This window comes from Lysinibacillus sp. NPDC048646 (genome assembly GCF_050272295.1).
In the GTDB taxonomy this organism is placed as follows: Bacteria; Bacillota; Bacilli; order Bacillales_A; family Planococcaceae; genus Lysinibacillus.
Map to the genome: position 1 here is coordinate 23,165 of NZ_JBNNLZ010000017.1, position 13,347 is coordinate 36,511.

Below are 13,347 nucleotides of genomic sequence, written 5' to 3' on the forward strand. Positions count from 1 at the left end.
TCCAGCTACAATTCAGCTGGAGGGGAAATTAACTATATACAAATGCTTTAAACTCGAAAATACAAGACCCTCCTACACGCTGAGGAAGTACTGTGTTTTTCTTTAAGGTAACATTGTCATCCAGCTACCCATATGATGAATGGCAACACCCTTGTAACTTACTGAATTCGCATAATGATGTTGAACAAGCTCTAATTGCTCATTCATAAAGTCTTCTCCTTCTTCATAGAAGGTAATATTTTGCCCTTCACTAGAAGAACCTGTTTCAACGCCTACAACTATTGATTTATTTACTTTGTTTCCATATGCTATCTCATTTTCAATAATATTGATAATCTCTTCAGCGGTATCACGATATGCCATAATCGTAACACTTTCTACTTCGTCAATAACCCATTCAGCTAGAGTTCCTGTCCCATATTGATTGCTGTAGGTGATTTCATCAAACCAAAATGGCATATCTACCTCAAGAGGAACTTGTAATTGATGTGCCTCCTCTTTTGCTTTGATGAGTATTGCTTGATAAGTTTGGATTGTTTTTGCTTGATTTCTCTTCCATCCTTTATTTAAATAAGGCTCTACATCCAGATGAATACCTACAAATCGCTCTGATATTGTGGCCTTACTATTATAGGATTTTAACCAATCCATGAACTGATCCAACTCTATGTAACCTTCAGCTGAAACCCAGCTTGAAGCACCATCCAATGCGTACACTTTGATGCCTTTTGCTGTTGCTTTGTCAATAAAACTTTTATAAGAACTATGTGTAATATCATAATTAATTTGTAAATATACTTGGGAAATGTGTTTTCCTTCTAAAAAGTTCAGTACGCTCGCCTCATCTTCGATAAGCATCGCTGTATCCCATAGCCATGTTGTTTTTTCTTTCATCGGCATCGCATCAGCCTTTCCAAATGAATAATTATATATATACAGTAAAAACAAAAATTTCGTTCACACAGGTAGAATGATTTATTTTCCTCTAGTCTAGAATAAAAGAAATAATTGAAAAAACGTAGGGGCTCAAGCCTCTACGTTTTCTTCTTCATTTTTAAGCATTTTGTGCAAATAATTAATAATTTCGCGGATACCGTCCAATGAATTAACAAGTATTTTAGGGTCAACGTATGTAATCATACGATTTTCAAGATTAGCCACAGCTGTAAAGTAACGTGTTTTTGAATAATTAACAAGCCCCATCTGCTTTAATACCGACTCATCAAAATCAAGAATTTCACGAGCCTCCGTTACGAGTAAGCCATAATTCACAACATCCGTATTTAATACGATGACACGTGCCGATTGTGAATTCGAAGAACGATTGTATAATATACGCTCGAAATCTAGCACAGGTACAAGTTCTCCACGGATTCTTGTAAAGCCTAGTAAATAATCGGGTAAATGAGGAATCGGCGTAACATGCTCTAATTTTTCAATCGATATCGCTTGTTCAACTGGAACTGCATACTCCTCAGTTCCACAAGCAAAAACCACTGCCTTTACACTTTCCATGCGGTCACTTCCTTCGATTCTGTGTTATTTTTTCGCTGTCTCTTTGACTACTTCGACAAGTAAATCTGCTAATTTTTCTAATTCTTCTACGGGGATTTTTTCATTTGTCGTATGGATATCTTCATAACCAACAGATAAATTCACCGTAGGAATACCAAATCCTGCAATGACATTGGCATCCGAGCCACCACCAGAAATACCAAGCTGTGGTGTACGATCAATGTTTCGCGCTGCAGCCATTGCTACTTGCACTACTTTATCAGTTTCTGTCACACGGAAGCCAGGATACATCAGCTTCACTTCTACTTCCGCACGCGCACCCATCGCAGCTGCAACTTGCTCAAAAGTATCCTTCATGTGCTTAGATTGAGCATCTAATTTTGATTGATTAATAGAACGTGCTTCTGCTAAAATCGCCACTTCATCACAGACAATATTAGTTGCCTGACCACCTTCAAAACGACCAATATTTGCAGTTGTTTCTTCGTCTAAACGACCTAGCTTCATTTGTGCTATACATTTTGAAGCAACCGTAATTGCTGATATCCCTTTTTCTGGCGCAACACCTGCATGAGCTGTTTTACCAATAATCTTTGCGAAAACTTTTGCTTGGAATGGAGCTGCTGTTACGATGCCACCAACCTTGCCATCACTGTCCACTGCAAAGCCATACTTTGCTTTAATTTTCGAAGGATCTAGTTCTTTTGCTCCCGCTAGGCCGCTCTCTTCGCCTGCTGTAATGATAAATTCAATATCACCATGTTCAATATTTTGCTCTTTTAAGCGCCTTACCATTTCAAATAATGCCGCAAGACCAGCTTTATCATCCGCACCTAAAATTGTTGTGCCGTCAGAAACGATATAGCCGTCTTCACGAATCGATGGCTTAATGCCTTTCCCCGGCACGACTGTATCCATATGAGAAGTGAAATAGATTGGCTCTACATCAAGCGTACCTTTCAAAGTAGCGATTAAATTCCCTGCACCGTGTCCATTACGTGTATGTGCATCATCTTGCTCTACTGTAAATCCAAGTGCAGTTAACTTATCGATTAAAATCGGTGCAATCACCTGTTCATGTTTTGTTTCTGAATCGATTTGTACGAGTTCAAAAAACTCTTCTACTAAACGACTTGTCATGTTGTAAGACTCCCTTAGTTTACGTGTTTTTCCACGTCATAGTATATGTATTATTTTAGCACAATCACTGTATAGTTGAAATAATTCACATGAGATATCATCCCTATTATGGGGAATAACAAAAGAATTGCCTATGAAAAGAGGTGTGATTCCCTTTCCACAGGTACCTTTATAATTGTAACATAGTTACCTTTTCTTCTTGTAATGACGCTAAGTATTCAAGTGCCTTATTATGTTTATCCTGCAATCGCCAAACCGTATTATGTACATCGTCCTGTACACGCGATACCTGCTCTCTTGCTGTTGATATTTTTGAATGCACAGACCATGCTGAAAAAATATCGTCGAAGAAATAATCCGCAAATTTCACAAAACCATCCGTCTCAACGTGTAGAGATTTATTAGACATATCTTGTACGTCTAATAGTTCATTTTGAAAACGTTGTAATGCAATTTGTGCATTATGAAGATAGCTTTCAGTTTTATCGAGTGCATCATGTTTTAAATGAGTAGCAATCAGACCGCCACCAAAAAACGTATCCCATGTCGAATAACCGCTTGCTGAGTGCAATGAAGCTGCTGCTTGGCCAAGTTTAGTAAGAGCGACATCTCCTGCTTCTTCGGCTTCTTTTATTTCTATCATGAGTTGCTTTGTTAGCATTTCTTCATTTGCTAATTGTTCTAATCTTTGCGCTTTTTCAGGAGCATGTAATTGGAGATAGCCTTTCTTCTTTGCATTTAATTGTGAAAGGGCTTCTTGTAGTTGGTGTTCATTGATTTGAGTTAATTTTGCATGTACCTGACCTAGATCCTCCGTCAAGTCTTGTTGGATATTTTTTGCTTCTTTTATTTTTAGCTCTAGGATTGCGGCTTTATCAATTTTCTCTGTACGTAGCTCCTCTTGTTGTCCAGTCCATGTACGGAGCATATTCATAAACGAAAAACCTTCCAATTTGTCGAGCCTACTACGAATATGATCGAGTGCTGTTGAATGATTGTAAATTTCTTGTTGCGCATGATCAATTTGCCCCTCAATTAAAAGCTTTTGTTCTCTTAATCTGCTAGCATTTCTTAACTGCGCATGAATCATTTCTTGTTCTTTTTGTAATTGTTGCCATTCCATTCATCTCAACTCCCCTTTTATAGTTGTACGGATGAACGAGAAAAACGTTTCAATAATCTGTCATTTTATGCGATTTTTTTCTTGTCTTGCACAGAAAAAACCCAGTAACCAACTGGCTACCGGGCTTGTCCATACTTATAGCGGAATGTTTCCGTGTTTTTTCTCTGGACGTGTTTCGTGTTTATTTGATAACATATCTAAACCTTGGATTAGCTTAATACGTGTATCACGAGGATCGATAACATCGTCTACCATACCGCGAGATGCTGCCACGTAAGGGTTTGCAAATTTTTCTTTGTATTCTTCGATTTTTGCTGCACGTGTTGCTTCAGGATCATCAGATTTTGCAATTTCACGTGCGAAGATGATGTTTGCTGCACCTGCTGCACCCATAACTGCGATTTCAGCATTTGGCCAAGAAAATACTAGGTCAGCACCGATCGATTTAGAGTTAAGAGCAACGTACGCACCACCGTATGCTTTACGAAGGATTACTGTAATTTTTGGTACAGTTGCTTCTGAGTATGCATAAAGGATTTTCGCACCATGACGGATGATACCACCATGTTCTTGTTTAACGCCTGGGAAGAAACCAGAAACGTCTTCAAATGTGATGATTGGTACATTGTACGCGTCACAAGTACGGATGAAACGAGCTGCTTTATCTGAAGAGTCGATATCCAGACCACCAGCTAAAACTTTAGGTTGGTTACATACAAGACCCACTGATTCACCAGCGATACGAGCAAAACCAACTACTACGTTTTTCGCAAATTCAGAGTGAACTTCCATGAATGAACCTTCGTCTACTACTTGTTCAACTACTTTACGTACATCGTATGGACGAGTTGTTTCAATCGGCACAGTATCTACGATTTCTGGTCGGTAGTCGTCACCCTCTGGCTTCGCTTGACGAGGTGCTTTCTCTTTATTGTTTTGCGGTAAATAGCTTAATAATTGTTTAATTTGGTCAACAGCTGCTTCTTCTGAAGGTGCACGGAAATGAGCATTACCACTAATTGCATTGTTAACTTTAGAACCACCAAGGTCTTCAGCAGAGATTTTTTCACCTGTTACTGTTTCGATTACTTTTGGTCCAGTAATGAACATTTGAGATGTTTTATCTACCATAAGGATAAAGTCTGTGATTGCTGGAGAATACACAGCACCACCCGCACATGGACCCATAATTACTGAGATTTGTGGAATTACACCAGAATAGATTGCATTACGGTAGAAAATATGACCGTAGCCATCAAGTGAAAGTACACCCTCTTGAATACGAGCGCCGCCTGAATCGTTAATACCAATGAATGGTGTACCGTTTTTCGCAGCAAGATCCATTACTGTCGCCATCTTTTTCGCGTGCATTTCACCAAGAGCTCCACCGAATACTGTGAAATCTTGAGAGAATAAGTATACTGGACGTCCGTTAATTTTACCGAAACCAGTTACTACACCGTCACCAGGGCCTTCCATTTTATCCATGCCGAAGTCTACAGTACGATGTGTAATGAATGGGTTAATCTCGAAAAATGTACCTTCGTCTAGTAATAATTCAATACGTTCACGAGCCGTTAATTTTCCTTTTTCATGTTGCTTCTCGATGCGCTCATAGCCACCACCAAGTTCAATTACCGTCTTACGATCATACAAGTCATTAATTTTGTCGAACATATCCATACTGATCACTTATCCCCTTTTCCACTTTTATCGCATAATTCATACAACACACCGAAAGATGATTTAGGATGCATGAAAGCAACCTCTGCACCACCAGCACCTGGGCCTGGCTCATCAGATAAAAGACGTACGCCTTTTTCACGAAGTTCTGCCATACGCTCACGAATCCCTGTTACACCGAATGCAACATGATGAATACCTTCTCCACGTTTTTCGATGAATCCGTGAATGGCGCTTTTCTCACTCATTGGTTCTAATAACTCAATTTTCACGTTGCCAGCGTCGATGAATGCAACGCGAACCTGTTGAGATTCAACCTCTTCCACTTTCAGTAACTTTAATCCTAAAGTTTCTGTATAATATGTAATGCGTTCATCAAGATCGCGCACCGCAATCCCAATATGGTCTACTTTCTCCATGGTGACATCTCCTTCTGTTATGGTACATAATCTATTTTACAGATTTTTTTGTCAAAACTCTACTACTTGAGAAATTTTTCAGATTTGCTAAACTATTTATAAGAAAAGAAGGAGCGAACGAGCATATGAGTAATAAAAAATTTCAAAAATTCGTTGTTTATACAATGATAATTATCATGTTAATTTCATCTCTTGCATTCGGTTTATCAGTGCTAGTCTAAAGGAATGCTTAGCGTCCACGCTACTGTGGGCGCTCTTTCTTTACCTTCAGTCCTTTAAATGACTGCTTTATTTCTAAATAACGGTCCATTTCTTCGATAAATTGATAAAGAGCCGCCTGGGCTAAAAATGCCTCATGATTTATGGGCAATGGTAATTGAGAAAAATCCCGTTTCACATACTCTAATTTCTCCCTAAATTGACCTGCCGTATTCCCTGAATGAACATGCTCTCCCAAGTCCTGCAAAAAGTCTGCTACGAGCGAAGCCTCTTGTACTATAACAGGAAGTGCCGTCACTTTTGGAAGTACTCGTTCAATTATCTCTAGCTGTTGTTCGCGCATATCAAAATACACATAATAGTCATTTTCTCGTCTCGTAAAATGGTTTTCAACATCTTTAAACGCTAATGATTTAGCACTATTTAATGCTTTGATCGCTTGAATTAATTCCTGGCCGTCCCAAAATGTATCGCCTTCTCTTAAATACTCAGCAATTTCTAAAAAAATCTTGCTGTAAAGCTCCTCGATTTTCACTCGGTAATAATTTAATTCTTTTTGAATATCTGGCATATACATATTAATCGCAATGCCTGTTCCATAACCAATCGCCATTAAAGCCAACTCATTATAAACAAGCGATAATGAAAAGCCCTCAGCTGCGTAGATATGCATAATAATAACCGCACTCGAAACAAAGCCATCTGCTACCTTTAATGACACAATGGTTGGGATAAACAATACAAGCATGCCTGCTAATGTAAGCGGATGATACGTAAATAGTTCAAAGCTCAAAAATGCATAGAGCATGGCGATAATGCTCGCGACAAAGCGTGTATAGGCAGCGTGAAGAGATTTTTTCTTCGTCGGTTGCACACATAATATCGTTAGAATTCCAGCTGACGCATAAGAAGCTAATTCGAAATACTGAGCAATGGCAATGGCAATGGCTGCACCGATTGCTGTTTTTAATGTACGATAGCCGATTGAAAATTTTTTCAAGTCGACTGCCTCCCATCCTGCAAGGTTATTAGCGAATTTTTATTCATTAGACCCTGTGAAATCTATATAGTTAATTTCCGTGCTGGTTACACCCACTTCCCTAACGGGCCCCCCAAGTGTTACCAGGACAACACAATGTTGTTCAGGCAAGTGTTGTCACAAGGATGTGGAGCTTTTCTTCTTCGCTCCGTGCGAGCTCTTAGCTTGACTGCTCATCCACTAGGGTTCAAGCACCGGATAAGCCCGATTGGTTCGGGGCAACAGGATGTTGGTCACACAAGCTTTTTCACAGGATGTGAAGGTTTTAGCTTGTGTTCCTCTATCTATTGTGGGGGATGAAGAAAACAGCCACTGATTGAAGTTTCACTTTATATAAGTTGATTGGAGTGGAGGCTGGGCGACTCCTTGGGGATCAGCATCACAGATGAGACCCTGGAGCGAGCCCATTAGAGGAACGAAGGCTAAAAAGTATCACATCCTGTGATTACGCCTTCGTGACCAACATCCTGTAGCTGACGCTTCGCTTTCGCTACATAAAACATCTGTTGCCCCAAGCGGCTCATCAGACGCTCCCAGGAAAGTGCCCAGTCGGAACGGAAATCAACCCCACGTTATGGTGGTGAGTCAAAAATAAGCCAATATTACAAAAATTCAAAAAGGAGTATGACTAAAGTGCACGAGACACCCTAGTCATAGTCATATGAATCTTATAATTCCTCGCAGTATTCCTCAAAGTTTGCTTGCAAGTTTGTCACAACTGACATTGGGTCATGACCTTCAATTTCATAGCGCCCAACTTCTGCTACTACTTGTCCATCTTTTAGCAGAACAAATGATGGAGAGGATGGTAAGTGGTCTTCACCAAAGTGATAACGCGCTGCCGCTGTCGCTTCTTTATCTTGACCTGCAAATACAGTTACAAGGTGGTCTGGACGTTTATCGTAATGCACACATTGTGTTGCTGCTGGACGTGCAATGCCTCCAGCACATCCACAAACTGAGTTCACCATAACTAATGTTATACCCGGGCGAGCAAACGCCTCTTCAACAGCTTCTGGTGTGCGTAATTGCTCATAACCTGCTGCCTCAATTTCAGCACGTGCTGTTTTTAAAATTTCTTGCATAAATAAATCGTAATCCATATTCATAAAGCGATAGCTCCTTTCAAGTTCGCGCCATCTAAAGCTTTACTTTAGATATTCAACGCTAATACATCTCCTATCATAGCAGTAAGTGGCGATTTTGTGCACCTACATGCTCATATAAAAGCGTATATTATTTCTGTGACTACTTATCGCTAAACAAACGATCTACACCTTGTGTTACCGTCAGTTGTCCATTTAGAATTTGCCGCTCAAAAAGTTGTACCTGGGCTTTACGATCAGGATCACCATAAAATGTATCAATTAAATGATCTGTAATCATTGATTGGAACCATTCTTTTGTCTGATTTTGGCGTCGGATAGACCAGTAATTATTCGCTTCAACAGTCTCTCTAAATTCGCCAATGGTTTCCCAGACTTTGTCGAGCCCTCGTTTTTCCCACGAACTAACTGGCATCGCTGTAGACATCCAACCTGGTGTTGCAGGCTGCAGGAAATGCAAAATTTGTTTGTACTCGGAGACAGTCTTTTTCGCAAGACGTACATTATCGCCATCAGCCTTATGCACGACAATAGCATCAGCTAATTCCATAATGCCCTTTTTCATGCCTTGCAGCTCATCTCCTGCACCTGTCAACACTAACAGCAAGAAGAAGTCAACCATACCACGGACATACGTTTCACTTTGTCCCACACCAACCGTCTCAATTAAAATCACATCATAGCCTGCCGCCTCGCACACAAGCATCGTCTCACGCGTCTTTTTATGAACACCCCCAAGGGTACCCGCAGACGGTGATGGACGAACGAACGCATTTGGCTTTTTCACAAGCTCTTCCATACGCGTTTTATCGCCTAAAATACTGCCGCCTGATAATGAAGAACTCGGGTCGATTGCGAGGACCGCTACCTTTTTCCCCATCTCACAAAGCATCGTTCCGAAAGCTTCAATGAACGAACTTTTCCCTGCACCAGGTACGCCCGTAATACCTATTCGGACACTATTTCCTGTATGCGCAAGAAGCTCTTGTAATAACTCCTGCGCCTGCACTTTATGGGCTATATTCGAACTCTCAATGAGCGTAATCGCTTTTGACAATTGCGTACGAGAGCCTGCACGTACTTCACGCGCAAGCTCCTGTATGTCAATTTTGTCTGCTCTTTTCTTTCGGAATTTTTTCGGTACACCGTATTGCATACCGTCGTGAGATGCCTCTACGCCACCCATGACAAATAGTGCACTTTCCTGCGTCCCTTTGTTTTTGTCCATTAGTTAGACACTTCCTCATAACCTAAACGTTTGTAGATTTCTTCGATAATTTTGATAGCAGATACAGGAATAACTGTTCCTGGTCCAAAGATTGCAACTGCGCCAGCTTCATAAAGGAATTCATAATCTTGTGCTGGAATAACGCCTCCAACGATAATGATAATGTCTTCACGACCTAACTTTGTCAGTTCAGAAACCAGTGCAGGTACTAATGTTTTATGACCTGCTGCTAAAGACGATACGCCGATACAATGTACGTCATTTTCAACTGCCATTTGCGCTGTTTCCTCTGGCGTCATGAATAGCGGTGAAATATCTACATCAAACCCTAGATCAGCATAGCCTGTTGCAATAACTTTGGCACCACGGTCATGGCCATCTTGCCCCATTTTCGCAACTAAAATACGTGGGCGACGTCCTTCATTTTCAAGGAACTCGTCTGTCATATTTTTCACTTCTGTAATTTGCTCTTCGTCAGAGAAGTTTGCAGAATATACACCAGAGATAGAGCGAATAATCGCCTTATGACGACCAGATACCACTTCAATCGCATCTGAAATTTCACCTAGAGATGCACGTGCACGGGCTGCATCAACTGCTACTGCTAGTAAGTTTTCTTCGCCATCTTGCGCTGCTTTTGTTAGACGCGCTAAATGTTTTTGTACTTCAGCTTCATCACGAGATGCCTTCATAGCATCTAATTGCTCAATTTGCTTTTGACGAACAAGTGTATTGTCGATGTCAAGAATATCGATAGGTTCTTCTTTGTCTAGACGATATTTATTTACACCCACGATTGTTTCTGATTTAGAGTCGATTTTCGCTTGGCGTTTTGCCGCAGCTTCTTCCACTTTCATTTTCGGAAGGCCAGTTTCAATTGCTTTCGCCATGCCACCAAGCTCTTCAATCTCTTCGATTAACGCCCAAGCAGATTGTGTAATTTCATCTGTTAATTTCTCAACGTAATATGAACCACCCCATGGATCGATTACTTTCGTCATGGCAGTTTCTTCTTGTAAGAATAACTGTGTATTACGTGCAATACGCGCCGAGAAATCTGTTGGTAAAGCAATGGCTTCATCAAGAGCATTTGTATGAAGTGATTGTGTATGCCCCATTGAAGATGCATTTGCTTCAATTAAAGTACGTGTCACATTATTGAATGGATCTTGCTCTGTTAAAGACCACCCAGATGTTTGTGAGTGTGTACGTAACGCTAATGTTTTTGGATTTTTCGGATTGAACGTTGACATCATTTGCGCCCAAATACGGCGAGCAGCACGCATTTTCGCAACTTCCATATAATAGTTCATACCAATCGCCCAGAAGAATGATAATCGTGGCGCAAAGGCATCGATATCAATTCCTGCTTTTAAACCTGTACGAACGTACTCCAGACCATCTGCTAGTGTATAGGCAAGCTCGATGTCATTCGTTGCACCGGCTTCTTGAATATGGTAACCCGAAATAGAAATCGAGTTAAATTTCGGCATGAATTTCGCTGTATATTCGAAAATGTCGGCAATAATTTTCATTGACATTGCTGGTGGGTAAATATATGTGTTACGTACCATGTATTCTTTTAAAATGTCGTTTTGGATTGTTCCAGCTAGTTGATCTGGTGTAACGCCTTGCTCTTCAGCCGCAACGATATAGAATGCAAGTACTGGTAAAACAGCACCATTCATTGTCATTGAAACCGACATTTGATCTAAAGGAATTTGGTCGAATAAGATTTTCATATCTTCCACAGAGTCAATCGCTACCCCTGCTTTACCAACATCCCCTGTTACACGCGGATGGTCAGAATCATAGCCACGGTGTGTTGCTAAGTCAAAGGCAACTGAAAGACCTTTTTGGCCCATAGCTAGGTTTCGTTTGTAAAAAGCATTTGATTCCTCGGCAGTAGAGAAACCAGCATATTGACGTACTGTCCAAGGACGAGCTACATACATGGTAGGGTATGGTCCACGTGTATTTGGTGCAATACCTGCAACGTCATTTAAGTGTTTGGCATCTTTGATATCTTCTTTTGTGTAAATATCTTTAATTTCAATACCCTCGTTCGTCATGAATTTTTCTTCTGACGCTCCTGGTGCTTCAACTGTTAATACTTTTTCGATTTCAACTGCACTAAAATTTGGCTTGCTCATCGTTGGACCTCCTTCATGCTAGCGAACACTGAATTTAATTTTTCAATGATGTTTTGTCCTGCGAAAATAAAGCCATTTAAACCATTTGCTAACCAAGCTTCTTCTTCGTCTTTAAATTTACCTGCAACGTCTACAATCACATCTGCTGGCTTACCTGCCAAAATTGCTGGAACTAATTCTTTTGTATTGTCATCATTTGCTGCAATGACAATGTATTTAGCCTCTGTTGCAGTTAACCAAGCTAAAGCTTCCTCAGCTGTGGCAACAGGTTCGCTTTTTTCCGGTACTAGACCTACTGTATTTAAGAAACCAGAAACAAAATCAGCACGCGGTTTCGAACTCTTCAGTGAGCCTAAAGCTAAAATTCCTGTTTTTGCATTAGCCGCAGTCATTTCAGCACGTAATTGCTCGAAAGGTACAGCAATACGCTTAATTTCTGCAAATAGTGGGTTTGTTTCATTTTCAAGTACGTCAGCTGGATTTGCATAAATATTCGTACCTATTAATGATTGCTTACGCGTTTGTGCTGCTTTCACACGTGCTTGATAAGATGCATCTAGCTCTGCCGCTAATTTACCGGATGCTGTGTATGCATCAATGCCGCCAGCTGCTTCGATTTCGAGGAATAATGCCCATGCTTCTTTCACGAAGTCTGCTGTTAATGATTCAATGAAGTATGAACCACCCGCTGGATCAGTTATTTTCAAGACATTTGTTTCTTCTTTTAATACTAATGATACGTTGCGAGCAATACGAACAGATTGTTCTGTCGGTTTCGTTAACGCATCGTGAGGGTGAACTGTAAAGACATCCGCACCGCCAATTAATCCAGAAAGCGCTTCATTTGCAGCACGAAGTAAGTTTACATAAACGTCTAGTTGAGAGAAACTACGAAGTGAAGTTTCTACTACAGTTGGAATTTTTACATTTTCTATTATGCCATAAGCAGATGTGAACGCTTTCCAAAGTACTTTAAAAGCACGAAGTTTAGCGATTTCAGTAAAGAATTGTGTATCCACTGCAAATGAAACGTAAAATTTATTTGAGAATGTTTCAAAGCTTTCTTCTTGATCTGCATATTTTGCCGCAGTTGCAAGCGCATACGCCAATTCTTGCACGGCATTCGCACCTTCATTGTGATAAACAACTGTGTCAGCCACATAAGTGCGTACATTAGGGAAGTCCGCAAGCGTGATTGGATTTTGAGATACAACGAAACCTGTCACTGTTTCACGTTTGTCAGCTGCTATTTTGTCGAATACTGCTAATAATGGGTCATTTGCCTTTTTTAAAGTAATTTTAAATGAATATTCTGAGAAATAAGTCGCTAATTGTGCCACTACTTCTTCTGTCCATTCAAAGTTAACACGACTATCAACTGTTACGATTTCATTACCACGAGCTAAGCTATCATCAAGTTGTGTAAAGAATGCTTCGCTTGTATCTGCATAAACTTGCTGTGCCACACGGAATACTTGACTATTTTGTAGGGAACGGATTGTAGCAACTTGTTTATCAAGTTCATCACCAAGTTTTGCTACTAAACTTTCTTGTGTGTAAAGCGGTTCTAATGTAATACCTTCACTTGTTTTCGTTAAAAGAGACTCGAATGGTTTCCCTTTTAAAGCTTTGATTGCTGCATCTTGCCATTCTGAATAGGACGGCTTTTCAAATTCTATATTTTTCATGTTGTTTGACATGCGGACGCTTAATCAGCTTCCC

The 13,347-nt window shown here is 40.3% G+C and carries 12 protein-coding genes; 1 reads left to right on the forward strand and 11 read right to left on the reverse strand.

Going from position 1 to position 13,347, the window contains the following annotated elements:
- Positions 1–102 precede the first annotated feature (102 nt).
- The 6 genes from ACQKII_RS16825 to mce form a co-directional block, all read right to left on the reverse strand.
- Complete coding sequence (locus ACQKII_RS16825) at positions 103–900, reverse strand: amidase (RefSeq protein WP_427461159.1); 798 nt, start codon at positions 898–900, stop codon at positions 103–105.
- Positions 901–1,026: 126 nt separating this feature from the next.
- Positions 1,027–1,515, reverse strand: coding sequence for a chemotaxis protein CheW (locus tag ACQKII_RS16830; protein ID WP_427461161.1), 489 nt, complete (start codon positions 1,513–1,515; stop codon positions 1,027–1,029).
- Between the two features lie 24 nt (positions 1,516–1,539).
- Entirely contained in the window at positions 1,540–2,655 is a 1,116-nt protein-coding gene (locus tag ACQKII_RS16835) for a M20/M25/M40 family metallo-hydrolase (RefSeq protein ID WP_427461163.1), read from the reverse strand.
- Positions 2,656–2,824: 169 nt separating this feature from the next.
- Entirely contained in the window at positions 2,825–3,778 is a 954-nt protein-coding gene (locus ACQKII_RS16840; RefSeq protein ID WP_427461165.1) for a hypothetical protein, read from the reverse strand.
- A 135-nt stretch (positions 3,779–3,913) separates the two neighbouring features.
- Positions 3,914–5,461 (reverse strand): acyl-CoA carboxylase subunit beta, encoded by a 1,548-nt coding sequence (locus tag ACQKII_RS16845; RefSeq protein WP_427461167.1) that lies wholly within the window; start codon positions 5,459–5,461, stop codon positions 3,914–3,916.
- Between the two features lie 5 nt (positions 5,462–5,466).
- Complete coding sequence (gene mce, locus ACQKII_RS16850; RefSeq protein ID WP_107949440.1) at positions 5,467–5,880, reverse strand: methylmalonyl-CoA epimerase; 414 nt, start codon at positions 5,878–5,880, stop codon at positions 5,467–5,469.
- A 125-nt stretch (positions 5,881–6,005) separates the two neighbouring features.
- Between mce and prli42 the strand changes: the two genes are divergently transcribed.
- Complete coding sequence (prli42, locus tag ACQKII_RS16855) at positions 6,006–6,101, forward strand: stressosome-associated protein Prli42 (protein ID WP_427461169.1); 96 nt, start codon at positions 6,006–6,008, stop codon at positions 6,099–6,101.
- Between the two features lie 20 nt (positions 6,102–6,121).
- On the opposite strand, the gene ACQKII_RS16860 is transcribed toward prli42, so the two are convergent.
- The 5 genes from ACQKII_RS16860 to ACQKII_RS16880 form a co-directional block, all read right to left on the reverse strand.
- Positions 6,122–7,099 (reverse strand): aromatic acid exporter family protein, encoded by a 978-nt coding sequence (locus ACQKII_RS16860; protein ID WP_427461171.1) that lies wholly within the window; start codon positions 7,097–7,099, stop codon positions 6,122–6,124.
- Positions 7,100–7,806: 707 nt separating this feature from the next.
- A complete protein-coding gene (locus ACQKII_RS16865; protein ID WP_427461173.1) occupies positions 7,807–8,247 on the reverse strand; it encodes a BrxA/BrxB family bacilliredoxin in 441 nt (146 codons plus the stop codon).
- A gap of 139 nt (positions 8,248–8,386) precedes the next feature.
- Positions 8,387–9,472, reverse strand: a complete 1,086-nt coding sequence (meaB, locus tag ACQKII_RS16870) for a methylmalonyl Co-A mutase-associated GTPase MeaB (RefSeq protein ID WP_427461175.1) — start codon at positions 9,470–9,472, stop codon at positions 8,387–8,389.
- Positions 9,472–11,625, reverse strand: a complete 2,154-nt coding sequence (scpA, locus tag ACQKII_RS16875; RefSeq protein ID WP_427461177.1) for a methylmalonyl-CoA mutase — start codon at positions 11,623–11,625, stop codon at positions 9,472–9,474. The genes meaB and scpA overlap by 1 nt, the downstream gene beginning before the upstream one ends.
- The gene (locus tag ACQKII_RS16880) at positions 11,622–13,313 is read right to left on the reverse strand and encodes a methylmalonyl-CoA mutase family protein (protein WP_427461179.1); all 1,692 of its coding nucleotides are present in this window, start codon (positions 13,311–13,313) and stop codon (positions 11,622–11,624) included. The genes scpA and ACQKII_RS16880 overlap by 4 nt, the downstream gene beginning before the upstream one ends.
- Positions 13,314–13,347 lie beyond the last annotated feature (34 nt).

Excerpts from the sequence above, each read along its gene's own strand:
- ACQKII_RS16830 (WP_427461161.1), bottom strand. The coding sequence starts at position 1,515 with ATGGAAAGTGTAAAGGCAGTGGTTTTTGCTTGTGGAACTGAGGAGTAT.
- ACQKII_RS16840 (WP_427461165.1), bottom strand. The coding sequence starts at position 3,778 with ATGGAATGGCAACAATTACAAAAAGAACAAGAAATGATTCATGCGCAG.
- prli42 (WP_427461169.1), top strand. The coding sequence starts at position 6,006 with ATGAGTAATAAAAAATTTCAAAAATTCGTTGTTTATACAATGATAATT.
- mce (WP_107949440.1), bottom strand. The coding sequence starts at position 5,880 with ATGGAGAAAGTAGACCATATTGGGATTGCGGTGCGCGATCTTGATGAA.
- scpA (WP_427461177.1), bottom strand. The coding sequence starts at position 11,625 with ATGAGCAAGCCAAATTTTAGTGCAGTTGAAATCGAAAAAGTATTAACA.
- ACQKII_RS16865 (WP_427461173.1), bottom strand. The coding sequence starts at position 8,247 with ATGAATATGGATTACGATTTATTTATGCAAGAAATTTTAAAAACAGCA.
- ACQKII_RS16825 (WP_427461159.1), bottom strand. The coding sequence starts at position 900 with ATGCCGATGAAAGAAAAAACAACATGGCTATGGGATACAGCGATGCTT.
- ACQKII_RS16880 (WP_427461179.1), bottom strand. The coding sequence starts at position 13,313 with ATGAAAAATATAGAATTTGAAAAGCCGTCCTATTCAGAATGGCAAGAT.
- meaB (WP_427461175.1), bottom strand. The coding sequence starts at position 9,472 with ATGGACAAAAACAAAGGGACGCAGGAAAGTGCACTATTTGTCATGGGT.
- ACQKII_RS16835 (WP_427461163.1), bottom strand. The coding sequence starts at position 2,655 with ATGACAAGTCGTTTAGTAGAAGAGTTTTTTGAACTCGTACAAATCGAT.
- ACQKII_RS16845 (WP_427461167.1), bottom strand. The coding sequence starts at position 5,461 with ATGGATATGTTCGACAAAATTAATGACTTGTATGATCGTAAGACGGTA.